The sequence below is a fragment of the Streptomyces caniscabiei genome (genome assembly GCF_014930365.1).
GTDB classification, from domain to species: Bacteria; Actinomycetota; Actinomycetes; order Streptomycetales; family Streptomycetaceae; genus Streptomyces; species Streptomyces caniscabiei.
The window spans coordinates 384,778-410,083 of record NZ_JABXWI010000005.1; the positions used below are offsets into that span (position 1 = coordinate 384,778).

The following is a 25,306-nucleotide window of genomic DNA, read 5'->3' on the forward strand; positions in this document are numbered from 1 at the left end:
TCGTTGTTCATTGCGTCGTGCTCGATGCGTGACGCTCGATGCCTGTGCTGAGTCGGACGCTCGTCGTCCATTGTTCCGTACGGGTACGGGTGCCATGAGCGGGGGTGTCCACTCTCACGTTCCCGACTCCGTCCGTGGGGGACCCTCAGGCCGGGTCGGGTCCCGTCGGGTCCTCGCCCCGGTCCAGGGCCTTCCACATGTCCTCGGGCCGGTCGGGGTCGACCGGCCGGGTCTTGCGGGGCCGGGGCGTGCCGTCGCGCTCGTAGCGGCCGGACATCGTGGGCCACAGCCGTCCGTAGCGCAGGGCGAGCAGCCCGGCGAGCAGGATGAGCGCGCCGCCGACGGCCGCGACGTACGGCCAGCCGGTGTGGCTGAGCGTGTCGACGGTCGCGCCGCTGTCGCCGGAGGCCTCGGCCGCCTTGTCGTCGAGCGCCGCGCTGTCGTACGCGCCGAGCAGCGCCGCGGCGACGGTGCCCGCGCCGGAGAGGGCGAGCAGGCCGGCGACCAGGACGCGCCCGGACCGGCGTACGGCGAAGACGGCGACGAGCGCGGCGAGGCCCACCACGGCGAGGGACGCCGGGACGCCCGTGACGTCGCTGCCCCTGGCGGTCAGCGGGAAGGGGCCGCCGGCCACCGTGATGGTGCCCTCCGACCAGCGCTGCCGGGTGGCGAGCAGCGCGACGGCCGCGCCGAGCGCACCGCTGAGCAGTGCCAGGGCGAGGCTGCGCCGACCGGAGCGGGCGGAGGCGGGTTCGGAACGGGGGTGAGGTACGGCGGTCACGTACCCCACTATCGCCTGCCCCCCGGGTGGGTTGTCACCCGGGGGCAGGTGAGAAGCGCCCTATTGTCCGAGTCGGTTGGCCGTGTGCACCGCCCTCAGGACCGCCGCCGCCTTGTTGCGGCACTCGGTGTCCTCGGCGACGGGGTCGGAGTCGGCGACGATGCCGGCGCCGGCCTGGACGTAGGCCGTGCCGTCCCGGAGGAGGGCCGTGCGGATGGCGATGGCGGTGTCGGAGTCCCCGGCGAAGTCGAGGTAGCCGACGCAGCCGCCGTACAGGCCGCGGCGGGAGGGCTCCAGTTCGTCGATGATCTGCATGGCCCGCGGCTTGGGGGCGCCGGAGAGGGTGCCGGCGGGGAAGCAGGCGGTGAGGACGTCGAAGGCGGTGCGGCCCGGCGCGACCCGGCCGGTGACGGTGGACACGATGTGCATCACGTGCGAGTACCGCTCGACGGACATGAAGTCGACGACCTCGACCGAGCCCGGTTCGCAGACCCGGCCCAGGTCGTTGCGCCCCAGGTCGACGAGCATCAGGTGCTCGGCGCGCTCCTTGGGGTCGGCGAGCAGTTCGTCGGCGAGGGCCTGGTCCTCCTGCGGGGTGGCGCCCCGGTGCCGGGTGCCGGCGATGGGGTGGACCATGGCCTGTCCGTCCTCGACCTTGACCAGGGCCTCGGGGGAGGAGCCGACGACGTCGAAGCCGTCGAAGCGGAACAGGTACATGTACGGGGAGGGGTTGGTCGCCCTCAGGACGCGGTAGACGTCCAGCGCGCTTGCGGTGCACGGGGTTTCGAAGCGCTGGGAGGGGACGACCTGGAAGGCCTCGCCGGCCCGGATGCGCTCCTTGATGTCCTCGACGGCCTCCCGGAAGTCGGGGCCGCCCCACAGCGCGGTGTACTCGGGCAGCTCGGACGGCGGGAGGGCCGCCGGGGGCTGGGCCACGGGCCGGGCGAGGTCGGCCTCCATGGCGTCGAGGCGGGCGACGGCGTCGGCGTGGGCCTCGTCGACGCCGGTGTCCAGGTCGTTGTGGTTGATGGCGTTGGCGATCAGCAGGACCGAGCCCTCCCAGTGGTCCATGACCGCCAGGTCGCTGGTCAGCAGCATGGTCAGCTCGGGCAGCTTCAGGTCGTCCCGCTCGCCGGGGCCGATCTTCTCCAGACGGCGCACGATGTCGTAGCCGAGGTAGCCGACCATGCCGCCGGTGAAGGGCGGCATGCCCTCCTGGTGCGGGGTGTGGAGGGCCTCGATGGTGGCGCGCAGGGCGGCGAGGGGGTCGCCGTCGACGGGGACGCCGACGGGTGGGGTGCCGAGCCAGTGGGCCTGTCCGTCGCGGGCGGTGAGGGTGGCGTGGCTGCGGACGCCCACGAAGGAGTAGCGGGACCACGAGCGGCCGTTCTCCGCGGACTCCAACAGGAAGGTGCCGGGGCGCTCGGCGGCGAGCTTGCGGTAGAGCCCGACGGGGGTGTCGCCGTCGGCGAGGAGCTTGCGGCTGACGGGGATGACCCGGCGGTCGGTGGCCAGCTTGCGGAACGTCTCGAGGTCCATGGCGGCTGACCTTACTGATCCAGTGACGGCACGTCGGAATCGGCGGCGCCCGGGGCGCCCTCCACTGCTTTGAGGACGTCCTCGTCGAAGCAGGTGCGGTCGCCGGTGTGGCAGGCGGCGCCGATCTGGTCGACCTTGACGAGGAGGGTGTCGGCGTCGCAGTCCAGGGCGACGGACTTCACCCACTGGAAGTGGCCGGAGGTGTCGCCCTTGACCCAGTACTCGCGGCGGCTGCGCGACCAGTAGGTGCAGCGTCCGGTGGTGAGGGTGCGATGCAGGGCCTCGTCGTCCATCCAGCCGAGCATGAGCACCTCACCGGTGTCGTACTGCTGGGCGATGGCGGGCAGGAGTCCGTCGGCGCCGCGCTTGAGGCGGGCGGTGATCTCGGGGTCCAGCGCGCTGGGGGTACCGGGGCCGACGGGGGCTCCGGGACTGTGGGGGCTGCTGGAGGACGACATGCTGGTCATGCGTGCCATTGTGCCGCGCCGCGCCGACCGGCCTCGTGGGTTGTCCACAGGCCGGACCTGCTTGTCGTACGAATGCCGTCTCGGCCGGGTGTCCGTCGCCTCCCCGGCACCAGGGGGCTCGTGCCGCAGTCGTCCCCCGCCGCCGGGAGGCTCGTGCCGCCTCGGCCGGACCTGCGCTGTGCGCCGCGGTGGCGCGGTCGTAGGCTGGCTGGCATGTCGACCCATGCCAAGCGTGAACGGCTTCTCTTCGCCGACCTGTTGGAGACCGCGGGCCCCGATGCCCCCACCCTGTGCGAGGGCTGGACGACCCGTGATCTGGCCGCGCACGTGGTGGTGCGCGAGCGCCGCCCCGACGCCGCCGGGGGCATCCTCATCAAGCAGCTCGCCTCGCGCCTGGACCGGGTGATGGAGGAGTTCGCCGCGAAGCCGTACGAGGAGCTGATCCAGCTCGTGCGGACCGGTCCGCCGCGTTTCTCGCCCTTCTCCCTCAAGCAGATCGACGAGGCCTCGAACACGATCGAGTTCTACGTCCACGCCGAGGACATCCGCCGGGCGCAGCCCGAGTGGTCCCCGCGCGAGCTCGACCATGTCTTCCAGGACGCCCTGTGGTCCCGTCTGGAGCGCACCTCGCGCCTCATGGGCCGTGGCTCCCCCACCGGTCTGGTCCTGCGCCGTCCCGACGGCCGGACGGCGGTGGCCCATCGCGGCACCCCGGTGGTCACCGTCACCGGTGAGCCCTCCGAGCTGCTGCTGTTCCTGTACGGCCGCCAGCAGGTGGCCGATGTGGAGCTGGACGGCGAGAAGGAGGCGATCACCAAGCTGCACGAGACGAAGCAGCTGGGGATCTGAGCAGAGTCGAGGTAAGCCCCGGTCACCAGGTGGCCGGGGCTTACATCGCGGGAGGCGGCGTCACCGGACGGGGTGCCCGGCCCCCCGCAGCGCGTCCTTGACCTCGCCGATGCGCAGGTCGCCGAAGTGGAAGACGGAGGCGGCGAGGACGGCGTCGGCGCCCGCCTCGATGGCCGGGGAGAAGTCGGCGAGCTTGCCGGCGCCGCCGGAGGCGATGACCGGGACGGTCACGTGCTTGCGGACGGCGGTGATCATCTCCAGGTCGTAGCCGTCCTTGGTGCCGTCCGCGTCCATCGAGTTGAGCAGGATCTCGCCAGCACCCAGCTCGGCGGCCCGATGGGCCCACTCGACGGCGTCGATGCCGGTGCCCTTGCGGCCGCCGTGGGTGGTGACCTCGAAGGAGCCCGACTCGGTGCGGCGCGCGTCGACCGACAGGACCAGCACCTGGCGGCCGAACCGCTCGGCGATCTCGCGGATCAGGTCCGGGCGGGCGATCGCCGCCGTGTTGACGCCGACCTTGTCCGCGCCGGCCCGCAGCAGCTTGTCGACGTCCTCGGCGGTGCGGACGCCGCCGCCGACCGTCAGCGGGATGAAGACCTGCTCGGCGGTGCGGCGCACCACGTCGTAGGTGGTCTCGCGGTTGCCCGACGAGGCGGTGATGTCCAGGAACGTCAGCTCGTCGGCGCCCTCGGCGTCGTACACCTTCGCCATCTCGACGGGGTCGCCCGCGTCGCGCAGGTTCTGGAAGTTGACGCCCTTGACGACCCGGCCGTTGTCCACGTCCAGGCAGGGGATGACTCGGACCGCCAGGGTCATGAATCCACGGCTCCTTAGAAAAAACCCAGAAAGGCGGCCAGGCCCGGCAGAGGCCTAGCCCCGGAATGCTTCGATCTCTACTTCGACGAGGATGCGCGGGTCGACGAAACCCTCCACGACCAGCAGGGTCGCGGCCGGACGCACCGGGTCGAAGATCTCCTTGTGGGCCCGCCCCACGGCCTCCACGTCCCGCATGTGCGTCAGGTACATCCGCGTACGGATGACGGACGCGGCGCCGAGCCCGAACTCGCCGAGCGCCTCGACCGCGCCGGTGAAGGCCACCTTGGCCTGCTCGTAGGGGTCGCCCTCCCCGTGGAGCACATCGCCTCTGAAGGCCGTCGTGCCCGCCACCAGCACACGGTCGCCCGCCGCGACGGCGCGCGCGAAACCGAAGGACTCCTCCCAGGGACTCCCGCTCTGCACCCGCCGCACGGCATCGGACGTCATGACGACACAGCCTCCAGGGCCTCTTCCAGGGTGAACGCCTTCGCGTACAGGGCCTTCCCGACGATGGAGCCCTCGACACCGAGGGGCACCAGCTCGGCGATGGCCCGCAGGTCGTCGAGGGAGGAGACGCCGCCGGAGGCGACGACCGGGCGGTCGGTGGCCGCGCAGACGTTCCTGAGCAGCTCCAGGTTCGGGCCCTGGAGGGTGCCGTCCTTGGCGATGTCCGTGACCACGTACCGCGCGCAGCCCTCCTTGTCGAGGCGCTCCAGCGCCTCGTAGAGGTCGCCGCCCTCGCTGGTCCAGCCGCGGCCCTTCAGGGTCGTCCCGCGGACGTCCAGGCCCACGGCGATCCTGTCGCCGTGCTCGGCGATGACCTTGGCGACCCACTCGGGGCTCTCCAGGGCGGCGGTGCCGAGGTTGACCCGGGTGCAGCCGGTGGCCAGGGCCTTCGCCAGGGAGGCGTCGTCCCGGATGCCGCCGGACAGTTCGACCTTGATGTCCATCGCGCGGGTGACCTCGGCGACCAGGTCCCGGTTGTCGCCGGTGCCGAACGCGGCGTCCAGGTCGACCAGGTGCAGCCACTCGGCGCCCGCGCTCTGCCAGGCGAGCGCGGCCTGGAGCGGGGAGCCGTAGGAGGTCTCCGTGCCGGACTCGCCGTGGACGAGCCGGACCGCCTGGCCGTCGCGGACGTCGACGGCGGGGAGGAGTTCGAGCTTTGCCATGGCTACAGGGTTCCGATCCAGTTGTTCAGCAGCTGCGCTCCGGCGTCGCCGGACTTCTCGGGGTGGAACTGCGTGGCCCACAGGGCGCCGTTCTCCACGGCCGCCACGAACGGCTTGCCGTGCGTGGACCAGGTGACCTTGGGGCTGGTCAGGGCCGGGTTGTGCGTCTCCAGGGTCCAGTCGTGGACGGCGTAGGAGTGCACGAAGTAGAAGCGGGCGTCGGCGTCGAGGCCGGCGAACAGCTCGGTGCCGGCCGGGGCGTCGACGGTGTTCCAGCCCATGTGGGGCACGATCTCGGCCTGGAGCGGCTCGACCGCGCCGGGCCACTCGTCGAGGCCCTCGGTCTCCACGCCGTGCTCGATGCCGCGTGCGAAGAGGATCTGCATGCCGACACAGATGCCCATCACCGGGCGGCCGCCGGAGAGGCGCCGGTCGATGATCCAGTCGCCGCGCGCTTCCTTGAGGCCCTTCATGCAGGCGGCGAAGGCGCCGACGCCGGGGACGAGCAGCCCGTCGGCGTTCATGGCCCTGTCGAAGTCACGGGTTATCTCGACCTCGGCGCCGGTGCGGGCGAGGGCGCGCTCGGCGGACCTCACGTTGCCGAAGCCGTAGTCGAAGACGACGACCTTCTTGGGGGCGCTCAATTCCACACCTCCAGCCTCATGACACCGGCGACCAGGCACATCGCGGCGCCGACGGAGAGCAGCACGACGAGCTGCTTCGGCATCCCCTGCTTGACGAAGGAGATGATCCCGCCGACCAGGAAGAGGCCGACGACGATCAGGACGGTGGACAGCCCGTTCACAGCGCGCCCTTCGTGGAGGGCAGGATGCCGGCGGCGCGCGGGTCGCGCTCGGAGGCGTAGCGCAGCGCCCGGGCGAGCGCCTTGAACTGGCATTCGACGATGTGGTGGGCGTTGCGCCCGTACGGCACGTGCACGTGCAGCGCGATCTGGGCCTGGGCGACGAAGGACTCCAGGATGTGCCGGGTCATCGTGGTGTCGTACTCGCCGATCATCGGCGCCATCTTCTCGGGCTCGGTGTGCACGAGGTAGGGGCGGCCGGAGAGGTCGACGGTGACCTGGGCGAGGGACTCGTCCAGCGGGACCGTGCAGTTGCCGAAGCGGTAGATGCCCACCTTGTCGCCGAGGGCCTGCTTGAAGGCGGCGCCCAGCGCGAGGGCGGTGTCCTCGATGGTGTGGTGGGAGTCGATGTGCAGGTCGCCGTCGGTCTTCACGGTCAGGTCGAACAGACCGTGCCGGCCGAGCTGGTCGAGCATGTGGTCGTAGAAGCCGACCCCGGTGGAGATCTCCGTCTTGCCGGTGCCGTCGAGGTTGATCTCGACGAGGACCGACGTCTCCTTCGTCGTGCGCTCTATGCGTCCTACGCGGCTCATGCGTTCTGCTCCTTCTTGAGTTCACGGACCGCGTCGAGGAACGCGTCGTTCTCTTCGGGGGTGCCGGCGGTGACCCGGAGCCAGCCCGGTACTCCGTTGTCCCGGACCAGGACACCCCGGTCGAGGATCTGCTGCCACACGGTGTGGGAGTCGTCGAAGCGGCCGAACTGCACGAAGTTGGCGTCGGACGCGGTCACCTCGTAGCCGATCGCCAGCAGCTCGGCCACCAGCCGGTCGCGCTCCGACTTCAGCTGTTCGACGTACTTCAGCAGCGTGCCGGTGTGCTCCAGGGCGGCCAGGGCGGTCGCCTGGGTGACGGCCGACAGGTGGTACGGCAGCCGGACCAGCTGGACGGCGTCCACGACCGCCGGGTGGGCGGCGAGGTAGCCGAGGCGCAGGCCCGCCGCGCCGAACGCCTTCGACATCGTGCGCGAGACGACGAGGTTCGGCCGGCCTTCGATCAGGGGCAGCAGCGAGTCGCCGTGGCTGAACTCGATGTACGCCTCGTCGACCACGACGAGCGACGGCTTCGCCGCCTGCGCGGCCTCGTACAGCGCGAGGACGGTCTCGCCCGGGACGGCGGTGCCCGTGGGGTTGTTGGGGGTGGTGACGAAGACGACGTCGGGCCGGTGCTCGGCGATCGCCTTCTCGGCGGCGGCGAGGTCGATCGTGAAGTCGTCGTTGCGGGGGCCGGAGATCCATTCGGTGCCGGTCCCTCGGGAGATCAGGCCGTGCATCGAGTACGAGGGCTCGAACCCGATCGCGCTGCGGCCGGGCCCGCCGAAGGTCTGCAGCAGCTGCTGGATGACCTCGTTGGAGCCGTTGGCGGCCCACACGTTGGCGAGGCCGACCTCGTGGCCTGAGGTGTCCGTCAGGTACGCGGCGAGCCGGGTCCGCAGCTCGACGGCGTCCCGGTCGGGGTAGCGGTTGAGGTGCCGGGCCGCCTCCCGCACCCGCTCGGTGATCCGCTCGACCAGCGGCTCGGGCAGCGGGTACGGGTTCTCGTTGGTGTTCAGGCGTACGGGGACGTCGAGCTGGGGCGCGCCGTAGGGGCTCTTGCCGCGCAGTTCGTCCCGTACGGGGAGATCGTCGATTCCGAAGCTCACTTGCCAGGTACCTTCCAGCCGAACCTTGCCTTGATCGCCGCGCCGTGCGCCGGGAGGTCCTCCGCCTCCGCCAGCGTCACCACGTGGTGCGCGACCTCGGCCAGCGCGTCCTCGGTGTAGTCGACGATGTGGATGCCGCGCAGGAAGGACTGGACGGACAGACCGGAGGAGTGGCAGGCGCAGCCGCCGGTCGGGAGCACGTGGTTGGAGCCGGCCGCGTAGTCGCCCAGGGAGACCGGGGCCCAGGGGCCGATGAAGATCGCGCCCGCGTTGACGACGCGCTCGGCGACGGCGGCGGCGTCGGCCGTCTGGATCTCCAGGTGCTCGGCGCCGTACGCGTTGACGACCCGCAGGCCCTCGTCGACGCCGTCGACCAGCACGATCGCGGACTGGCGGCCCGCGAGAGCCGGGCGGATGCGGTCCTCGATGTGCTTGGTGGCCTCGACCTGCGGCTGGAGTTCCTTCTCGACCGCGTCGGCGAGCGCGACGGAGTCGGTGACGAGCACGGCGGCGGCGAGCGGGTCGTGCTCGGCCTGGCTGATCAGGTCGGCGGCGACGTGCACCGGGTCGGCGGTGTCGTCGGCGAGGACCGCGATCTCGGTCGGGCCCGCCTCGGAGTCGATGCCGATGACGCCGGTGAAGTACCGCTTGGCGGCGGCCACCCAGATGTTGCCCGGTCCGGTGACCATGGGGGCGGGCGGGCAGGACTCGGTGCCGTAGGCGAACATCGCGACGGCGGTGGCGCCACCGGCCGCGTAGACCTCGTCGACGCCGAGCAGCGCGCAGGCGGCGAGGATCGTGGGGTGCGGCAGCCCGTCGAACTCGGCCTGCGCCGGGGAGGCCAGGGCGATCGAGGGGACACCGGCCTCCTGCGCCGGGACCACGTTCATGATCACGGAGGAGGGGTACACCGAGCGACCGCCGGGGGCGTAGAGGCCGACGCGCTCGACCGGCACCCACTTCTCGGTGACGGTGCCGCCGGGCACGACCTGGGTGGTGTGGGTGGTGCGGCGCTGCGCGCGGTGGACGGTGCGGGCGCGCCGGATCGACTCCTCCAGGGCCGCGCGGACGGCCGGATCGAGCTGCTCCAGGGCCTCGGTGAGGGCCTCGGCGGGGACCCGTACGGAGGTCAGGCGTACCCCGTCGAACTTCTCCGCGAAGTCGATCAGCGCCGCGTCGCCCCGATGATGCACGGCCTCGCAGATCGGACGCACCTTCTCCAGGGCGGCCGAGACGTCGAAGTCGGCTCGGGGCAGCAGGTCGCGCAGGGCGGGTCCCTCGGGGAGGGCGTCGCCGCGCAGATCGATTCGGGAGATCACAGGCCCAATTCTCTCAGACCCGTGTCGGCGGCCGTCCGCGCGTTCCAATGGCTGATACGGATCGGGCGGGAACCCGGAAGATCCTCTTCACGTCTAGCGTTCAGGCTGTCACTCAGCGGGCATCACCAGCGTAAACAGTTGCGCGATACACGTGAATGCCGAGGACGGGGGATGGAAGAGTCGTGAGCGAGGGGCCCGGCATCCGGGACGACGGGGACCTGCCGGAGGACCTGACCGCCGCCGAGGCGGGCATGTGGCAGGCCTTCCGCAACGGCAGCGTGTACGACCTGCGGGACGGGGACGTCGCCGTGGACGATCCGCACGGCGGTCACCCCTGGGGTCCCGAGCGGTCGGTGCGGGCCAGGATCGTGGCCTGGCTGCTGCTGGACGGCCCGCCCGCGCTGGCCGGCCGGGTGTCCGCGCTGAAGCTGGTCGGCGTCCAGATCAAGGGCGTGCTGGAGCTCGCGGGCGGCCAGGTGGTGCCGTACGTGGAGATGAAGGGCTGCCGGTTCGAGAAGGAGATCCTGCTGCCGGAGGCCCGGTTCACGACCGTACGGCTGGTGGACTGCTCGGTGCCCCGGCTGGAGGCCGCCCGGCTGCACACGGAGGGCGATCTGCATCTGCCGCGCTGCCGCTTCCACAACGGGGTGCGGCTGGCGGACGCCCACATCGGCACCGATCTGCTGCTCAACCAGGCGGTCGTCTACCGCGACCGGCACGGCCGTTCGCTCTCCGCCGACGGGCTGACCGTCGCCCAGGACGTCCAGGCCGAGATGCTGGAGTCGCACGGCGAGCTGAGTCTGCGCGGCGCGACCGTCGGCGCCTCGCTCAGCCTGCGCGGGAGCCGGCTCGCCAACCCCTACGGCCGCCTCGCCCTGAACGCGCCGCAGCTGACCGTCGAGCGCACCCTGTATCTGACCCCGGCCGGCGTCGGCAATCCGCTGCACACCAGCGGCAGCACCCCCGCGCGCGGGACCCGGGTGCAGCGCTTCGAGTGCCAGGGCGGGATCCGGCTGGACGACGGGCGGTTCGGGGACTCCGTCGACCTGGAGCGGGCCCGGTTCACCTTCACGGAGGAACAGGAGCTGTCGCTGCGCCGCGTCCAGGTGCCCGAGCTGCGCTTCCTCGGGGAGAGGCCCGAGCGCGGCAAGGTCGTCCTGTCCGGGGCCCGCGTCGGCGTCCTGATCGACAAGTCGGAGAGCTGGCCCGGCCCCGGCAACCTCCACATGGGCGGCTTCCAGTACGAGAGCCTCGTACCGCGCGGCCAGTTCCCGCTGGCGGAACGGCTGGAGTGGGTGGCGGCGGCGACCGCCGAGTACAGCCCGGAGCCGTACGAGCGGCTGGCGACGGTGCTGCGGGCCGGCGGGGACGACGAGGGTGCCCGCGAGGTGCTCCTCGCCAAGCAGCGCCACCGGCGCGAGAACCTGCCGCTCGCCGCCAAGCTCTGGGGGTACGCGCAGGACTGGACGGTCGCCTACGGATACCGGCCGGGCCGGGCCGCGGTGTGGATGGCGGTGCTGTGGGCGCTCACCTCGTACGCCTTCTCGCACGCCGAGCATCCGCCGATGAAGAGCGGCGAACACCCGGACTGGAACGCGTCCCTGTTCGCCCTGGACCTGCTGCTGCCGGTCATCGACCTCGGCCAGGTCGGCTACTGGCAGCTGGAGAACAGCTGGCAGTGGCTGGCGGCGGTGGTCATCATCCTGGGGTGGATCCTGGCGACGACGGTGGCGGCGGGCGCCACCCGCCTGCTGAGCAGGAACTGACCGATTCCATACCGGAGTCGACCGTTTGCTTTGAACCGATCTCCGATACAGACAACCTGACTCGTCGTCCCTCCGTCTTCACAGCGAACCATCAATCCGCGAAACCACGACGGTGAGCACCCGGTCCGCGCGTGCGGAACCGGGCGAGGCGCAAAAGGGGGCCAGGCGCCATGGATCCGCTGCGTGCGCTCATCCGTACGGCCCGGATGGCACGCCACACCTCACGGCTCGCCGTGGGGCTGCCGGCCGACGACGAGGTGCTGCTCGACGCCCCCGACGAGCGGCTCGGGCCCGCGCTGGTGGCGGCCGGCCGCGGTGACCACGCGCCCGCGGCGAAGCTGCTGGCGACCACCCGCGAGTCGGCCGAGTGGGAGAACCGCGACCGGTACGCGCTGCGGCTCGCCGCCTTCGCCCACGCGCGCGACACATGGCTGCGGAGCTGGCACCGGGCCGCGCCGCACGACCCGGACGTCCTGCTGATCAGGGCCGAACTGGCGGTCGCCCGCGGCTGGCGCTCCCCCGCCCGGGCCGAACTGCTGCGCGAGGCCGGCCCGTTGATCACGGCGGCGGCCGAGGGCGAACCGCGCGACCCGGTGCCCTGGCGGATCGCGCTCGACCACGCCCGGAGCACCGGCCTCGGCCACACCGCCTTCGAGCAGCTGTGGACGGAGGCGGTCCGCCGGTCCCCGCACCACTACGGCTGCCATGTCGCGGCCCTGAAGTACCTGTCCGCCGGGTGGTACGGCTCGCACGGCGAGTGCTTCGACTTCGCCGAGCGCGCCGCCGGGGACGCGCTCCCCGGGTCCCTCGTCCGGGCCCTGCCGGTGCGGGCGGCCTTCGCGTACCTCGCCGACGGCGGCGGGGCGGCGATCCCGCGCGCGCGTCTGGACCGGGCGGCGGACGGCGCGATCGCGCTCTCCGCCGAGTACGGGCCCGGCGACCCGTGGCCGGCCGAGGTCCGCAACCTGCTCACCTACGTCCTGGTCCGGCTGGAGCGCTGGTCGGACGCCCTGGCCCAGCTGCGCATGATCGGCCCGTACGCCACGTCGTTCCCCTGGGACCGGGTGTCGGACGATCCGCTGGGCCAGTTCCTCCAGCTGCGGGACGGCGTACGGCTGGAGGTGGCGTGCTCGATCCCGCTGCGCGGACGGCCGAAGAGGCCCGAGCGGGGCGAAGGGTAGCTCCCGGCGGAGGTCACCAAACGAGTACGGACGAACACGTCCGCCCCGACGACCATTAGGCTCTGGCCTCGTGACCACCGTCCGGCTGCCGCTCTTCCCCCTGAACTCGGTGTTGTACCCGGGGCTCGTGCTTCCTCTGAACATCTTCGAGGAGCGCTATCGCGCCATGATGCGCGAGTTGCTGAAGACCCCCGAGGACCAACCCCGCCGCTTCGCCGTGGTCGCCATCCGCGACGGCCACGAGGTCGCGCCGAGCGCCCCGGGCATGCCGGATCCGACGGCACTGCCCGACCGGGGCCCCACGGCGGGCTTCGGCGAGGAACCCACGAAGGCGTTCCACTCCGTGGGCTGCATCGCGGACGCGGCCACCATCCGGGAGCGCGACAACGGCACGTACGAGGTCCTCGCGACCGGTACCACCCGCGTGCGCCTGCTCTCGGTGGACACCACGGGTCCGTTCCTGGTGGCGGACCTGGAGGAACTGCCGGAGGACGCGGGCGACGAGGCGGGCGCGCTCGCCGAGGGCGTCCTGCGGGCGTTCCGCCAGTACCAGAAGCGGCTCGCGGGCGCCCGGGAGCGCTCGCTGTCGACGGGCGCGGACCTGCCCGACGAGCCGGCCGTCGTCTCGTACCTGGTCGCGGCGGCGATGATGCTCGACACGCCGGCCAAGCAGCGGCTCCTCCAGGCCCCCGACACGGCGTCCCGGCTGCGCGACGAACTGAGACTCCTGCGCGCCGAGTCCGCGATCATCCGTAGTCTGCCGTCGTTGCCCGCGTCGGAGCTGACGCGGAGCCCGACGAGCCTCAACTGACGCACACGGATAGGCCGATGGCGAAGAAGTCGAAGAAGCAGCAGGCGGGCGGCACGCCCGCGACGGTGGCCCTGACGGCGGCGGGCATGGAGTACACCGTGCACGCCTACGAGCACGATCCGGCGCATCCCTCCTACGGTGAGGAGGCGGCCGAGGCGATGGGCGTGTCGCCCGAGCGGGTCTTCAAGACCCTGGTGGCGGACGTCGACGGCGCGCTCGTGGTGGCGGTCGTGCCGGTGGCGGGCTCGCTGGACCTGAAGTCGCTGGCGACGGCGGTCGGCGGCAAGCGGGCGGCGATGGCCGACCCCACGCTCGCGGAGCGCACGACGGGCTATGTGCGGGGCGGGATCTCCCCCCTCGGCCAGCGCAAGCGGCTCCGCACGGTGCTGGACGCGTCGGCGGACGCGCACGCGACGATCTGTGTCTCGGCGGGGAGGCGGGGCCTGGAGGTCGAGCTGTCCCCGGGGGACCTCGCGAAGCTCACGGAGGCGGTGTCGGCGCGGATCGCTCGCGCGTGACCCTCCGGGGGCGGCGCGTTTTCGGCCGCGGCCCGGAGGAGCTTCTCGCGTTTCGGCTGCGGCTCCGGTGGGGCTTCTCGCGCAGTTCCCCGCGCCCCTGAAAAGCAGGGGCTGCGCCCCGTGCTTTCAGCCCCGCAGCACCCGTCACCTTTCAGTCCTGCAGCGCCGTGGTCTTTCAGGCCCGCAGGGGCCTGATGCTTTCAGGGGCGCGGGGAACTGCGCGAGAAGCCCCACTCACCCGCACTCGCCGACGCACCAGAACCCCCGAGCTGTCAGGCGCCCGAGAACTCCCGCTCGGACTCGAACGGTTCGGGATCCCGCGGTCCGAACAGCGCCGTCAATCCGAGGTGCACCAGCAACCCCGCGAACGGCCACGCCAGTAGCGCCCCCTTCGCCCCGAGCTTCAGCGGCGCCGAGAACGTCACGCCCTGCCCGACCTCCTTCGCCCGCGCGGCGACATCCGTCCCGGGTCCGAGCCACACCCCGAGCCGCCACGCGACCACGGCCCCGAGCAGCCCGCCGACCAGGAGCGCCACGACGAGCGGCACCCCGCCACGCCGGCGCAGCAGGAAGACGACCAGCGCGCTCAGCGCACCCGCGCCCAGGGCCAGCAGGGTGAACGTCCCGTCGACACCCACGGCCTGCTCGCCCTCGGTGTCCTTGAAGTAGACCGCCGACCCGTCGGAGACGAGCGGCACATGCGGCGCGAGCCACCACCACAGGACGCCCAGCACCGCGCCGCCGAGCAGCGCCATGACCACGGTGACGACGGCGGCCTCGATCACCTCGGTCCGGAGCCCGGGGCCGGCCGGCGGCTTCTCCGGCCCGTACCAGGGTTCCGCGTCGCCCCCGCCGCTGGTGGGCGGCGGAGCCCAGGGGTCGTTCGGGGACTGGTCGTGCGGCGGCGGAGGAGGAGTCAACGGTGCGGTCACTCTGCCATCGTGCCAGGCCCGGCCGCGCGCCGCGTCACCGGACGGCGGCCCGCCGGTACGCCCAGGTGGCGACGGCGAGCGAGACGCCCCCGACCCCCGCGCACACGGCGAGGTCGCCGAGCACGAACGCCCAGTCGGGGTTCGGCCCGAAGGTCCGGGCGAGGGCCTCCACGCCGTACGTCGACGGCAGCAGGTCCCGGGCGAACTGGACGAAGCCCGGCATCCGGTCGGCCGGCAGCACGCCCAGCAGCAGCGCCGCCGACATGCCGAGCTGCCCGAGCACGGTGGCCAGCTCCGGGCGCGGGGCGAGCAGCCCCAGCGCGGCGCCCAGTCCGGCGAGCGCGGCCCCGGCGAGCGGGATCACGGCGGCGAGCACCCAGAGATGGGTCAGTGGCAGCCCGAAGAGCACACAGCCGAAGACGGCGGTCACGACGGTCCCCGGCACGGTGAAGGAGGCGTACGCCCCGGCCGCGCCCAGCACCACGGCGGCCGGCGGCACCGGCAGCGTCGCGTAGTGGTCGAGTCCGCCGCTGGACCGCAGCTGCCCGAAGTACTGGGCCAGCAGGTTCAGTGCGACGAAGGCGACGACGAGCACCGACGAACCGGCGACCACGGCGTGCGCCTCGGCCCCGCCGTCCACCACACCGCGCATCAGGATCATGATCCCGATCGACTGGAAGGTGGCGACGAACAGCAGCGGGATCCGTGCGACCCGCGCCCGGGACAGCTGCGCCCGGTACACCGCGCAGAGCGACGGCCACAGGCGCGCGCGGGGCCCGAGCTCGGCGGCTCCGCGCTCCACGCGCTCCTCCACCGCCAGGGCCTTGCCCGGCAGGATCTCGGCGGGTACGACACTCACGTCGAGCTGCTCCTCTTCGCTTCGGCTGTCGCCCAGTTTCGTACGGCTGCGGCAGCCACGTCGTTCACCTTCGCACCGACTGTTCTCCGGCCCACGCCCGCGTCCCTCACCCCTTGACCAGTCCCTGGGCGCTGCCCGCGCTGCCGCCGAGCGCCAGGTAGACGTCCTCCAGGCTCGGCGTGGCGAGGGTGAAGTCGTCGAGCGCCACGAAGGCGGCGCCCCCGGTCACGGTGGCCACCACGGCACGCGCCTCCTCGGGGGCGAGCCGGAGCGTCCAGCGGCGCCCGGACTCCACCGCGCGCGGGCGCAGGGCGGCGACCTCGGGCACGTCCAGCGGGGCCTTCTCGCGCCACACCAGGTCGACCCGCACCTCGCCCGCGACCTGCTCCTTCAGCCCGGCCGGCGTGTCGCAGGCGATGACCCGGCCCTGGTCGAGGACGGCGACCCGGTCGAGCACGGTCTCGGCCTCGATGACGTTGTGGGTGACCAGCAGCACGGTGGCGCCGGACTCGGCACGCCGCCGGTCGACGGCGGCCCACACGGCGCGCCGGGCCACCGGGTCCATCCCGCTGGTGGGCTCGTCGAGCACGAGCAGCGGGCGCTCCCCGACGAGCGCGGTGGCGAAGCAGGCGAGCCGTCGCTGTCCGCCGGACAGCTTCTTCAGCGGGCGCGCGGCGAGCCCGGTCAGTCCCAGTTCCTCCAGCACCGCGTCCCGCTCGGCCCGCGCCCGCCGGACGTCCAGCCCGCGCAGCCGTCCGGTGGTCTCGGCGGCGAGCGCCACGGTCAGCTCGTCGAGGGCGGTGGACTCCTGGCCCAGATAGGCGAGGATCCGGGCGGCCCGCTCCGGGTGCCGCACGATGTCGTGGCCCAGGATCTCGACGGTGCCGTCGTCGGGCCGCATCAGCCCGGTCATCTGCCGTACGAGGGTGGTCTTGCCCGCTCCGTTGGGTCCGAGCAGGCCGAAGATCTCGCCGCGCCGGACCTCCAGCGCCACCGCGTCGTTGGCCCGCACCTCGGGGGTCCCCGGCGTCCCGCGCCGTCCCCGGGTCGCCGGATAGGTCTTGGTGAGCCCCCGCACAGCGCACACGACATCCCCACCATGCCGGACCGCCTGTGCCGTACGCGTACTCACGAGGAACGAGCCTAAGGGGTCGGGGGCTCGGTTTTTCCGCCGGGTCACCCCAGCTGCGCCCCTAAGGGGCGCGGGGAACGGCGCGACCAGCCACGATGAACGCGCGCCCGCCCACGAACAGGAGCCCCCGAGCTACCAGGCGCCCTACCGCTCCCCCGCCGGCGCGTGCTCGACCCCGGTCCGCACATCGATCTCCCGCCAGAACCCGGCCCGGATCGCGTACCGGTCGTGCTCGTCGATCTGGTCGTCCTTGTGCGCGAGCAGCCCGAACCGGGCGGCGTAGCGCAGCAGCTCCCCGTCCACCCGGTGCGGCACCCGCGGATACATCCCCGACAGCTTCTGCAGATGCGACTGGTCGGTCAGCCGGGCCATCCACCGCCGGGCGAACACCTGTCCGACCTCGAAGGGGTCGCCGCCCACGGTCGTGATGTCCTCCTCCCGATCGGCCCACCGCTGCTCCGCCGACGTCAGCTGCGCCAGCGTCGGCATCGCCGCGGCCTCCGGCGGCTCCGCGGCGCCCCCGGGCCGGTCCACCCAGCCCTTGTCGGAGGACCACCTGAGGGTGGCGGTGGCCGGATGCTGCACGGCGTGGGCCCCGGGCCCGCGCATCGCCGCCAGGTCCTTCGGCGTCGGTACGCCCTTGGGGGCGGACGCCCGCTCCTCGCTGCCGTTGCGCGCGGCACCGGCCGCCGAGGTGTGCTCGGGCTCTCCGGGTGCCCGCTCGGCGGCCGCCGCGAGCGCCGACTCGGGCAGCGGGGCCGACAGGATCGCGGCGATCTCCGGCCGCGGCACCGGCTGGGGCGCGCAGACCCCGCCGAGGTCCTTGGCCCGCACGGCCTTGGTGATCCACATCCGGTCGAGCACCCGCCGCTCGTCGGCCTCGGCCACCAGGTCCTCGGACTGGTTGTAGTCGCCGTCGGCAGCCTGCACCGCCCACAGGTGGACGGCGACGCCGTGCTCCTTGGCGGCCATCATGCCCGGCAGCAGATCCCCGTCGCCGGTCACGAGGACCACGTCGGAGCAGGCGCGGTTGCGGGCCAGCTCGGTCAGTTCGGCGTGCATGGCGGCGTCCACGCCCTTCTGCGCCCAGCGTCCGTCGCTGCGGGTCAGCGCGCCGAGCCGGACGGTCACCCGGGGCATCACGCGCAGCCTGCGGTGCTCGGGCTGCGGAACGCGGTCGGGGGCGCCGTCGAACCAGTAGATGCGCAGCAACGGCCGTTCGGTGTCGGCCTCGGCGCGCTCGCGCAGCCCCTGGATGAGGGCGGCGTGATCGACGGTGATGCGGGAGCGGGAGGGTTCCCCGGCGAGGAGGCTGGCGGCCGCGCCGAGCAGATACCCGGCGTCCACCAGGACGATGCAGCGGTCCACGCGATCCACCCTCTTTCCGGGAGGTTTGCTTCGGGCTTCCTTCGAGTCTGCCCGACCGCGCGGAGGTTAACGGCCGGAACTCGATCTTCGGCGTGGCGTATCCGGGCGCGCGCCCCCTCTGCCGCGACCCGTGGTGCGACAACTCTCGTCACGGACGGTGATTTTCCGAAATGCGTACCTTGTCATGCTATGTGAGTCTGGTCGCGGCCCTGGCCCCTAGATCCCCCACAGGAGGCAGATCACCATGGCCAAGAACAAGAAGCAGGACCGTAAGCAGCCGCAGTCCGAGCGTGGTCAGCAGCAGGCCCAGCAGTCCTCGCTGGAGTCGCAGGCCGAGCAGCGCGCGACCCAGGTGACGCCCGGCGACATGGCCCGCAAGGGCCGGCAGAAGCGCTTCGGTCACAACTGACATCTGCGTAAAGGCTGTTGCAGCCCAGGTACACGCGAGGGGCGCATCCGGAACACCGGATGCGCCCCTCGCGCGTTCACGCCTGCCGGACCCCGCGGCCCGCGCGGATCCGCTCAGCCGGCCAGGCAGGACGGGCCGAGCAGTACCTTCAGGTCGCCGAACAGGGCCGGGTCGGGCTTGACCCGGTGCCGGTCGAGGCGGAGCACGGTCGTCCTGGTCGGTCCCTGGAGCCTGATCCGGACCTCGCTGTCGCCCTTGTGGTGGGTGAGGATCTCGCCGAGCCGGCTGACCATGGGCGGGGTGACCCGGGTCGCCGGGATGGTGAGGATCACGGGCGCGTTGGTGCCCGCGTTCGACAGGTCGGGGACCTGCATCTCCATCGCGACGAGCCGCGGCACGTCCTCGCGCTTGTCGAGGCGGCCCTTGACGAACACGACGGCGTCCTCGACGAGTTGCGTGGAGACGAGCTGGTAGGTCGCCGGGAAGAACATGCACTCGATGGAGCCGGCGAGGTCCTCGACGGTGGCGATGGCCCAGGCGTTGCCCTGCTTGGTCATCTTGCGCTGGAGGCCCGAGATGATGCCGCCGATGGTGACGACCGCGCCGTCCGCGTGCTCGCCGCCGGTGAGCTGGGCGATGCCCGCGTCGGCCTTGTCGGCGAGCACGTGCTCCAGGCCGAAGAGGGGGTGGTCGGAGACGTAGAGACCGAGCATCTCCCGCTCCTGGGCGAGGAGATAGGTCTTGTCCCACTCGTCGGTGGTGAACTCCACGTCGAGCCCGAAGCCCGGCTCGCTGCTGTCGTCCTCGCCCATGCCGCCGAAGAGGTCGAACTGGCCCTCGGCCTCCTTGCGCTTGACCGCGACCACGTTGTCGATCATCGGGTCGAAGTGCGCGGTGAGGCCCTTGCGGGTGTGCCCCATGGAGTCGAAGGCGCCCGCCTTGATCAGCGACTCCGTGGTCCGCTTGTTGCAGGCGACCGCCTCGACCTTGTCGAGGTAGTCCGGGAAGGAGGCGTACTTCCCCTTGGCCTTGCGGCTGCGGATGATCGACTCCACCACGTTCGTCCCGACGTTGCGGACGGCGGAGAGGCCGAAGAGGATCACGTCGTCGCCCTGGGCGGCGAAGTTCTGCTCGGACTCGTTGACGTTCGGCGGGAGCACCTTGATCTTCATGCGCCGGCACTCGTTGAGGTAGACCGCCGACTTGTCCTTGTCGTCCTTGACCGAGGTGAGCAGCGCGGCCATGTACTCGGCCGGATAGTTGGCCTTGAGGTACGCCGTCCAGTAGGAGACCAGGCCGTACGCGGCGGAGTGGGCCTTGTTGAAGGCGTAGCCGGCGAAGGGGACCAGGACGTCCCACAGGGCCTGGATGGCCTCGTCGCTGTAGCCGTTCTTCTGGGCGCCGGCCTGGAAGATGGTGAAGTTCTTCGCCAGTTCCTCGGGCTTCTTCTTGCCCATCACGCGGCGGAGGATGTCGGCCTCGCCGAGGGAGTACCCGGCGATGATCTGCGCCGCCTTCTGCACCTGCTCCTGGTAGACGATCAGGCCGTAGGTGACCGCGAGGACCTCCTGGAGCGGCTCCTCCAGCTCCTTGTGGATCGGGGTGATCTCCTGGCGGCCGTTCTTGCGCTCGGCGTAGTTGATGTGCGAGTTCATGCCCATCGGGCCGGGCCGGTACAGGGCCGAGACGGCGGAGATGTCCTCGAAGTTGTCGGGCTGCATCTGGCGGAGCAGCGAGCGCATCGGGCCGCCGTCGAACTGGAAGACGCCGAGCGTGTCGCCGCGGCAGAGCAGTTCGAAGGTCTTGGGGTCGTCCAGCGGGAGCGAGAGCATCTCCAGGTCGATGCCCTTGTTGGCCTTCACCATCTTGATGGCGTCGTCCATGATCGTGAGGTTGCGCAGGCCGAGGAAGTCCATCTTCAGCAGGCCGAGCGACTCGCACTGCGGGTAGTCCCACTGCGTGATGGTCACGCCGTCGGTGTGCCGCACCCAGATCGGGGCGTGGTCGACGATGGGCTCGCTGGACATGATCACGCCGGCCGCGTGCACACCCATCTGCCGGACCAGGCCCTCGACGCCCTTGGCGGTGTCGATGACCTTCTTCACGTCCGGTTCGTTCTCGTACATCGCCCGGATCTCGCCCGCCTCGCTGTAGCGCGGGTGGGAGGGGTCGGTGATGCCGTTGAGGTCGATGCCCTTGCCGAGGACGTCGGCGGGCATGGCCTTGGTGAGCCGGTCGCCCATCGCGTACGGGTAGCCCAGCACGCGCGCGGAGTCCTTGATGGCGTTCTTCGCCTTGATCTTGCCGTAGGTGCCGATCATGGCGACCTTGTCGGCGCCGTACTTCTCCGTCACGTACCGGATCACCTCGACGCGCCTGCGCTCGTCGAAGTCGATGTCGACATCGGGCATGGAGATGCGCTCGGGGTTGAGGAACCGCTCGAAGATCAGGCCGTGCGGGATGGGGTCGAGGTCGGTGATGCCCATGGCGTACGCGACGATCGAGCCGGCCGCGGAGCCACGGCCGGGGCCGACCGCGATGCCCTGCTTCTTGGCCCACATGATGAAGTCGGCGACCACGAGGAAGTAGCCCGGGAAGCCCATCGAGATGATGGTGTCCATCTCGTACTCGACCTGCTTCATGCGGTCGTCCGGGATGCCGTCCGGGAAGCGGCGGTGCATGCCGCGCATGGTCTCCTCGCGGAACCAGCTGACCTCGGTGTACCCCTCGGGGATGTCGAACTTCGGCATCAGGTTCCGGGCCTCGAACATGCCCGCGGTGTCGATCTGCTCGGCGACCAGCAGGGTGTTGGCGCAGCCCTCCTGCCAGGCGTCCGAGGAGTCGATGGCGTACATCTCGTCCGTGGACTTCAGGTAGTAGCCGGTGCCGTCGAACTTGAAGCGGTCCGGGTCGGAGAGGTTCTTGCCGGTCTGGATGCACAGCAGCGCGTCGTGCGCGGTCGCCTCGTGCGCGTACGTGTAGTGCGAGTCGTTGGTGACCAGCGGGGGGATGCCGAGCTTCTTGCCGATCTCCAGCAGGCCGTCGCGGACCCGGTGCTCGATCTCGATGCCGTGGTCCATCAGCTCCAGGAAGTACCGGTCCTTGCCGAAGATGTCCTGGTACTCGGCGGCCGATTTCAGGGCCTCGTCGAACTGGCCGAGGCGCAGCCGGGTCTGCAGCTCGCCGGAGGGGCAGCCGGTGGAGGCGATGAGCCCCTCGGACCACTGGGAGATGGTCTCCTTGTCCATCCGGGGCCACTTCTGCAGCCAGCCCTCGGCGTACGCGTCCGAGGAGAGCTTGAAGAGGTTGTGCAGGCCGGTCCTGTTCGCCGCCCAGATCGTCTTGTGCGTGTAACCACCGGAACCGGAGACGTCGTCCCGCTTCTGGTGCGGCTGGCCCCACTGGATCTTGCGCTTGTTGCGGCGGGACTCGGGGGCGACGTACGCCTCAATGCCGATGATCGGCGTGACGCCCGCCTTCTTGGCGGTGTGGAAGAAGTCGTACGCCCCGTGCAGGTTGCCGTGGTCGGACATGGCGATGTGGGTCATGCCCATCTCGTTGCACGCGTCGAACATGTCCTTGAGCCGCGCGGCACCGTCCAGCAGCGAGTACTGGGTGTGGACGTGCAGGTGCGTGAACGGCGGCTTTGACACGGCTTCGGCCTCCAGGGGACACAGGGAAAACAGGCGTGAACGACTTCCCCACGGGCTGCGGACAGTCTGGGGGACAGCGTCGAAGTCTATGCCTCGGCACTGACACGGCGAGGGCTCTCCCCCGTACCTTTCGGGGAGGAGTCGTGGGCACTCCCGTGCGCGCTCGCACGTTGAGAGGTCGACCCACCCGTGATCCACCAGGAGGCACCCAGCGATGTCGGTTCCGCAGCTCAACGACGAGCGACGCGGTGAGGAGATCCTCGCCGTCTTCGACACCGCCTTCGGCCGGCTCCTGGCCGCCGACCCGGCCGCGTTCCGCGTGAAGTTCCGGAAGATGGCGGCCTCGGCCTTCGCGTTCTACCGGGGCACGGCATGCCTGTTCTACAAGGACCTGGACGAGGAGAACGCCGGGCGGGGTGGTGGGAGCGAAGGTGCCGGACCGTACCTGGACGAGCGCACCTCGCGCGTGTGGATCCACGGCGACCTCCACGCGGAGAACTTCGGCACGTACATGGACTCCACGGGCCGTCTGATCTTCAACGTGAACGACTTCGACGAGGCGTACGTCGCCCCCTTCACCTGGGACCTGAAGCGTTTCGCCGCCTCCGTGGCGCTCATCGGATACGCGAAGGCGCTCAGCGACGAGCAGATCACGGAGCTGGTGGAGATCTACGCGGCCGCCTACCGCGAGCGGATCCACGCCATAGCGACCGGCGCCAAGCGGGACGAGGTGCCCCCGTTCACACTGGACACGGCCCAGGGCCCGCTGCTGGACGCGCTGCGTGACGCCCGCTCGCTGACCCGTTTCGGCCTCCTGGACTCGATGACGGAGATCCGCGAATTCGAGCGCCGCTTCGCGCCCGGCGGCGGCTCCATCGAGCTGGACGCGGCCACGCGCTACAAGGTGCTGGCCGCCTTCGACGGCTATCTGGAGACGCTGCCGGAGTCGTCCCTGACCCGCCCCGACTCCTACCGGGTGAAGGACGTCGTCGGCCGCCGGGGCATCGGCATCGGCTCGGCGGGGCTGCCCTCGTACAACATCCTGCTGGAGGGGCAGAGCGACGCCCTGGAGAACGACGTCGTGATCTACATCAAGCAGGCCCAGACCCCGGCGGTCTCCCGGCACATCACCGACGAGCGGATCCGTGACTACTTCGAGCACGAGGGCCACCGCACGGTGATCTCCCAGCGCGCTCTGCAGGCGCACGCGGACCCGTGGCTGGGCTGGACCGAGCTGGACGGCGCCGGACAGCTGGTCGCCGAGGTCTCGCCGTACGCGGTGGACCTGGACTGGAGCGACATCGACGACCCGGAGGAGATCGCGGCGGTCGTCGCCGACCTCGGCCGGGCCACGGCCACGATGCACGCGGCGGCGGACGACCTGACCGGACAGTCCCTGGTGCCGTTCTCCACGGAGCGGGCCATCGACGCGGCGATCGCGGCCGACGAGGAGGGCTTCGCGCCGCTCCTGGTGGACTTCGCCCACGCGTACGGGGCACGCGCGCGTGCGGACCACCAGATCTTCGTCGACCTCTTCCGCAACGGCCGGATCCCCGGCCTGTAACCGTCCGAGCCGTCCGAGCCGTCCGGCATCCTTCCGAATTCGTCACTCACAGGGGCCCTTTAGCGGTCCCTTACGGGTGAACGTGGGAGACTCTCCGACGCCATGGACATATCCGGGACCCACTTCAGAGCCGTACGCGCGGCCCTGTTCACGGCGATCGTCGTGACACTCGGCACCGCGTCGCACGTGCTGCTGTCCGGGGTCCCGCTCCCGCTCACCGCCGTCGCCGCGATCGCCGCCGTCGTCTTCGCCGTCTCGTACGCGCTGGCCGGCCGTGAGCGCGGCTTCGGACGGATCGCCGGCGTACTGATCCCGCTGGAGCTGGCCGCCGACACGGTGTTCACCGCCGGCCAGCACGCCTGTTACGGCGAGGCGGGCGGCCCGGTCACCGGTCCGCTGCGCCAGGTCGGGCTCGACGTGCTGTGCGGCGGCAGCGTCGGCGCGCCGCTGGCGCGGGTCACCGGCGGCTCCGAGCGCACGGCCACGCTGCTGGCGGGCGCCGGTCCGACGGCCGTCTGGCTGCTGCTCGCCGCGCACATCGGCGTGGGGCTGCTGGCCGCCGCCTGGCTGCGGCGGGGCGAGCGGGCGCTGGCCCAGCTGCTGGACGCCGCGGTCGCCGCCGGCTTCCGTCCGCTGCTGATCGCGGTCGCCTCCGTCCTGGTGCGGCCCGCCCCGGCGGAGCACCGGCCGAGGCGCGTCGCGGACCGTACGGCCACCGCCCGCACCCTTCTCTTCGCCCATTCCCTGGGACGGCGTGGACCGCCGTGCTCGGTCACCTTCGCGTGACCGCCTTCCGAGCACGAGCACATCCCCGTCACACCCATCCGCGCACCCGGGTGCGCGTTTCCCAGGGAGTTCACCCTTATGAGCAAGCGGAACAGCAACGCGGCGAAGTCGGCGGCCCGTGAGCGGCTGCGTCTGGAGCGCGAGCGCCAGGCCAAGCGCGCCAAGGTCAGGCGTCAGGCGATCGTGGCGTCCTCGATCGTCGCGGTCCTCGCGATAGCCGGCGGCGTCGGCTACGCCGTGGTCCAGAACAACAAGCCCACGAAGTGGGAGGCGGCCGCGGACGCCACGGTGGTCGCCCCCGCCAACACCTCGGGCAAGAACGGCACCACCGTGCTGATCGGCGACTCCACGTCCGACAACGTGATCCACCTGTACGAGGACCCGCGCTGCCCGGCCTGCGCCAGCTTCGAACAGACCGTCGGCGAGACCGTCGACAAGGGCATGGAGGACGGCGACTACAAGCTCTCCTTCACCCTCGGCACCTTCCTCGACGGCAACCTCACCGGTGAGGGCTCGAAGAACGCGCTGAGCGCGCTCGGCGCCGCCCTGAACGTCAGCCCCGAGGCCTTCCTCGACTACAAGGCGGCGCTGTACTCGGCGAAGTACCACCCGGAGGAGTCGACCGACGAGTTCGCCAAGGACAGCTATCTGATCAAGGTGGCGAACACCGTCGACGCGCTGAAGAACAACAAGAAGTTCCAGGACGCCGTCGAGAAGGGCACCTACGACGCCTGGGCGATGCGGATGAGCAAGTCCTTCGACGACGCCGAGGGGGTCGAGTCGACCCCGACCATCAAGATCAACGACAAGACGATCAAGAACCCGTCGTCGGTCGCGGACTGGGAGAAGTCGCTCAAGGACGCGGGCGTCACGAAGTAGCGACTGG

General features: G+C 71.4%; 25 protein-coding genes. 9 read left to right on the forward strand and 16 right to left on the reverse strand.

What is annotated here, in order from left to right; genetic code table 11:
- Positions 1 to 145: 145 nt before the first annotated feature.
- From HW837_RS16770 to hisI, 3 genes are read right to left on the reverse strand one after another with little or no spacing between them, the layout of a single operon-like run.
- Positions 146 to 790, reverse strand: a complete 645-nt coding sequence (locus HW837_RS16770; RefSeq protein ID WP_045555274.1) for a TIGR02234 family membrane protein — start codon at positions 788 to 790, stop codon at positions 146 to 148.
- 51 nt (positions 791 to 841) lie between these two features.
- Positions 842 to 2,320, reverse strand: a complete 1,479-nt coding sequence (locus HW837_RS16775; protein ID WP_045555275.1) for an anthranilate synthase component I — start codon at positions 2,318 to 2,320, stop codon at positions 842 to 844.
- An 11-nt stretch (positions 2,321 to 2,331) separates the two neighbouring features.
- Positions 2,332 to 2,787, reverse strand: a complete 456-nt coding sequence (hisI, locus tag HW837_RS16780; RefSeq protein WP_390623564.1) for a phosphoribosyl-AMP cyclohydrolase — start codon at positions 2,785 to 2,787, stop codon at positions 2,332 to 2,334.
- Positions 2,788 to 3,000: 213 nt separating this feature from the next.
- Here hisI and HW837_RS16785 point away from each other — a divergent pair, with 213 nt between their 5' ends.
- A complete protein-coding gene (locus HW837_RS16785; RefSeq protein ID WP_093788287.1) occupies positions 3,001 to 3,636 on the forward strand; it encodes a TIGR03085 family metal-binding protein in 636 nt (211 codons plus the stop codon).
- Between the two features lie 60 nt (positions 3,637 to 3,696).
- Here the strand turns inward: HW837_RS16785 and hisF are convergent, their stop codons facing one another.
- Genes hisF through hisD form a run of 8 tightly spaced genes read right to left on the reverse strand, consistent with a single transcriptional unit; the run spans position 3,697 to position 9,441 of the window.
- The gene (hisF, locus tag HW837_RS16790) at positions 3,697 to 4,452 is read right to left on the reverse strand and encodes an imidazole glycerol phosphate synthase subunit HisF (RefSeq protein WP_045555277.1); all 756 of its coding nucleotides are present in this window, start codon (positions 4,450 to 4,452) and stop codon (positions 3,697 to 3,699) included.
- Positions 4,453 to 4,506: 54 nt separating this feature from the next.
- Positions 4,507 to 4,899, reverse strand: coding sequence for a RidA family protein (locus HW837_RS16795; RefSeq protein WP_045555278.1), 393 nt, complete (start codon positions 4,897 to 4,899; stop codon positions 4,507 to 4,509).
- Positions 4,896 to 5,621, reverse strand: a complete 726-nt coding sequence (priA, locus tag HW837_RS16800) for a bifunctional 1-(5-phosphoribosyl)-5-((5-phosphoribosylamino)methylideneamino)imidazole-4-carboxamide isomerase/phosphoribosylanthranilate isomerase PriA (RefSeq protein ID WP_045555279.1) — start codon at positions 5,619 to 5,621, stop codon at positions 4,896 to 4,898. Before priA ends, HW837_RS16795 begins: the two co-directional genes overlap by 4 nt.
- Positions 5,622 to 5,623: 2 nt before the next feature.
- On the reverse strand, positions 5,624 to 6,271 hold the full coding sequence (gene hisH, locus HW837_RS16805; RefSeq protein ID WP_078853241.1) for an imidazole glycerol phosphate synthase subunit HisH: 648 nt from the start codon (positions 6,269 to 6,271) through the stop codon (positions 5,624 to 5,626).
- The gene (locus tag HW837_RS16810) at positions 6,262 to 6,426 is read right to left on the reverse strand and encodes a hypothetical protein (RefSeq protein WP_005478154.1); all 165 of its coding nucleotides are present in this window, start codon (positions 6,424 to 6,426) and stop codon (positions 6,262 to 6,264) included. The genes hisH and HW837_RS16810 overlap by 10 nt, the downstream gene beginning before the upstream one ends.
- Positions 6,423 to 7,016 (reverse strand): imidazoleglycerol-phosphate dehydratase HisB, encoded by a 594-nt coding sequence (gene hisB / locus HW837_RS16815; RefSeq protein WP_045555281.1) that lies wholly within the window; start codon positions 7,014 to 7,016, stop codon positions 6,423 to 6,425. The genes HW837_RS16810 and hisB overlap by 4 nt, the downstream gene beginning before the upstream one ends.
- The gene (locus HW837_RS16820) at positions 7,013 to 8,122 is read right to left on the reverse strand and encodes a histidinol-phosphate transaminase (RefSeq protein ID WP_045555282.1); all 1,110 of its coding nucleotides are present in this window, start codon (positions 8,120 to 8,122) and stop codon (positions 7,013 to 7,015) included. Before HW837_RS16820 ends, hisB begins: the two co-directional genes overlap by 4 nt.
- Complete coding sequence (gene hisD / locus HW837_RS16825) at positions 8,119 to 9,441, reverse strand: histidinol dehydrogenase (RefSeq protein WP_045555283.1); 1,323 nt, start codon at positions 9,439 to 9,441, stop codon at positions 8,119 to 8,121. Before hisD ends, HW837_RS16820 begins: the two co-directional genes overlap by 4 nt.
- 182 nt (positions 9,442 to 9,623) lie before the next feature.
- On the opposite strand from hisD, the gene HW837_RS16830 reads away from it, so the two are divergent.
- The 4 genes from HW837_RS16830 (at position 9,624) to ybaK (ending at position 13,717) form a co-directional block, all read left to right on the forward strand.
- Positions 9,624 to 11,207 (forward strand): hypothetical protein, encoded by a 1,584-nt coding sequence (locus tag HW837_RS16830; RefSeq protein WP_045555284.1) that lies wholly within the window; start codon positions 9,624 to 9,626, stop codon positions 11,205 to 11,207.
- Positions 11,208 to 11,377: 170 nt separating this feature from the next.
- Complete coding sequence (locus HW837_RS16835; protein ID WP_193380790.1) at positions 11,378 to 12,388, forward strand: hypothetical protein; 1,011 nt, start codon at positions 11,378 to 11,380, stop codon at positions 12,386 to 12,388.
- Between the two features lie 70 nt (positions 12,389 to 12,458).
- A complete protein-coding gene (locus HW837_RS16840; protein WP_045555286.1) occupies positions 12,459 to 13,199 on the forward strand; it encodes an LON peptidase substrate-binding domain-containing protein in 741 nt (246 codons plus the stop codon).
- A gap of 17 nt (positions 13,200 to 13,216) precedes the next feature.
- Positions 13,217 to 13,717, forward strand: coding sequence for a Cys-tRNA(Pro) deacylase (gene ybaK / locus HW837_RS16845; protein ID WP_193380789.1), 501 nt, complete (start codon positions 13,217 to 13,219; stop codon positions 13,715 to 13,717).
- Between the two features lie 272 nt (positions 13,718 to 13,989).
- On the opposite strand, the gene HW837_RS16850 is transcribed toward ybaK, so the two are convergent.
- From HW837_RS16850 to HW837_RS16865, 4 genes are all read right to left on the reverse strand, one after another.
- A complete protein-coding gene (locus HW837_RS16850; RefSeq protein WP_045555288.1) occupies positions 13,990 to 14,649 on the reverse strand; it encodes a hypothetical protein in 660 nt (219 codons plus the stop codon).
- Between the two features lie 34 nt (positions 14,650 to 14,683).
- The gene (locus tag HW837_RS16855) at positions 14,684 to 15,508 is read right to left on the reverse strand and encodes an ABC transporter permease (RefSeq protein ID WP_045555289.1); all 825 of its coding nucleotides are present in this window, start codon (positions 15,506 to 15,508) and stop codon (positions 14,684 to 14,686) included.
- A 106-nt stretch (positions 15,509 to 15,614) separates the two neighbouring features.
- Positions 15,615 to 16,640 (reverse strand): ABC transporter ATP-binding protein, encoded by a 1,026-nt coding sequence (locus HW837_RS16860; RefSeq protein WP_177261670.1) that lies wholly within the window; start codon positions 16,638 to 16,640, stop codon positions 15,615 to 15,617.
- A gap of 144 nt (positions 16,641 to 16,784) precedes the next feature.
- A complete protein-coding gene (locus tag HW837_RS16865) occupies positions 16,785 to 18,008 on the reverse strand; it encodes an NYN domain-containing protein (protein ID WP_093788521.1) in 1,224 nt (407 codons plus the stop codon).
- Between the two features lie 244 nt (positions 18,009 to 18,252).
- Between HW837_RS16865 and HW837_RS16870 the strand changes: the two genes are divergently transcribed.
- The gene (locus HW837_RS16870) at positions 18,253 to 18,417 is read left to right on the forward strand and encodes a hypothetical protein (protein ID WP_086785843.1); all 165 of its coding nucleotides are present in this window, start codon (positions 18,253 to 18,255) and stop codon (positions 18,415 to 18,417) included.
- A 113-nt stretch (positions 18,418 to 18,530) separates the two neighbouring features.
- Here HW837_RS16870 and dnaE read toward each other — a convergent pair whose 3' ends face one another.
- Positions 18,531 to 22,070 carry a DNA polymerase III subunit alpha gene (dnaE, locus tag HW837_RS16875; protein WP_045555291.1) on the reverse strand — a complete coding sequence of 1,180 codons (3,540 nt, stop codon included), beginning with the start codon at positions 22,068 to 22,070 and terminating at the stop codon, positions 18,531 to 18,533.
- 214 nt (positions 22,071 to 22,284) lie between these two features.
- On the opposite strand from dnaE, the gene HW837_RS16880 reads away from it, so the two are divergent.
- The 3 genes from HW837_RS16880 (at position 22,285) to HW837_RS16890 (ending at position 25,299) form a co-directional block, all read left to right on the forward strand.
- Positions 22,285 to 23,634: a DUF2252 domain-containing protein gene (locus HW837_RS16880; protein WP_193380788.1), complete on the forward strand. Its 1,350-nt coding sequence runs from the start codon at positions 22,285 to 22,287 to the stop codon at positions 23,632 to 23,634.
- A 102-nt stretch (positions 23,635 to 23,736) separates the two neighbouring features.
- Positions 23,737 to 24,420: a hypothetical protein gene (locus HW837_RS16885; protein ID WP_045555293.1), complete on the forward strand. Its 684-nt coding sequence runs from the start codon at positions 23,737 to 23,739 to the stop codon at positions 24,418 to 24,420.
- Between the two features lie 78 nt (positions 24,421 to 24,498).
- Positions 24,499 to 25,299 (forward strand): DsbA family protein, encoded by an 801-nt coding sequence (locus HW837_RS16890; RefSeq protein ID WP_045555294.1) that lies wholly within the window; start codon positions 24,499 to 24,501, stop codon positions 25,297 to 25,299.
- The last annotated feature ends 7 nt before the right edge of the window (positions 25,300 to 25,306 follow it).

Bases quoted from the DNA above. Each gene is read 5' to 3' on its own strand.
- HW837_RS16775 (WP_045555275.1), bottom strand. From the start codon at position 2,320: ATGGACCTCGAGACGTTCCGCAAGCTGGCCACCGACCGCCGGGTCATC.
- hisI (WP_390623564.1), bottom strand. From the start codon at position 2,787: ATGACCAGCATGTCGTCCTCCAGCAGCCCCCACAGTCCCGGAGCCCCC.
- HW837_RS16785 (WP_093788287.1), top strand. From the start codon at position 3,001: ATGTCGACCCATGCCAAGCGTGAACGGCTTCTCTTCGCCGACCTGTTG.
- hisF (WP_045555277.1), bottom strand. From the start codon at position 4,452: ATGACCCTGGCGGTCCGAGTCATCCCCTGCCTGGACGTGGACAACGGC.
- HW837_RS16795 (WP_045555278.1), bottom strand. From the start codon at position 4,899: ATGACGTCCGATGCCGTGCGGCGGGTGCAGAGCGGGAGTCCCTGGGAG.
- priA (WP_045555279.1), bottom strand. From the start codon at position 5,621: ATGGCAAAGCTCGAACTCCTCCCCGCCGTCGACGTCCGCGACGGCCAG.
- hisB (WP_045555281.1), bottom strand. From the start codon at position 7,016: ATGAGCCGCGTAGGACGCATAGAGCGCACGACGAAGGAGACGTCGGTC.
- HW837_RS16835 (WP_193380790.1), top strand. From the start codon at position 11,378: ATGGATCCGCTGCGTGCGCTCATCCGTACGGCCCGGATGGCACGCCAC.
- ybaK (WP_193380789.1), top strand. From the start codon at position 13,217: ATGGCGAAGAAGTCGAAGAAGCAGCAGGCGGGCGGCACGCCCGCGACG.
- HW837_RS16870 (WP_086785843.1), top strand. From the start codon at position 18,253: ATGGCCAAGAACAAGAAGCAGGACCGTAAGCAGCCGCAGTCCGAGCGT.
- HW837_RS16880 (WP_193380788.1), top strand. From the start codon at position 22,285: ATGTCGGTTCCGCAGCTCAACGACGAGCGACGCGGTGAGGAGATCCTC.
- HW837_RS16885 (WP_045555293.1), top strand. From the start codon at position 23,737: ATGGACATATCCGGGACCCACTTCAGAGCCGTACGCGCGGCCCTGTTC.
- HW837_RS16890 (WP_045555294.1), top strand. From the start codon at position 24,499: ATGAGCAAGCGGAACAGCAACGCGGCGAAGTCGGCGGCCCGTGAGCGG.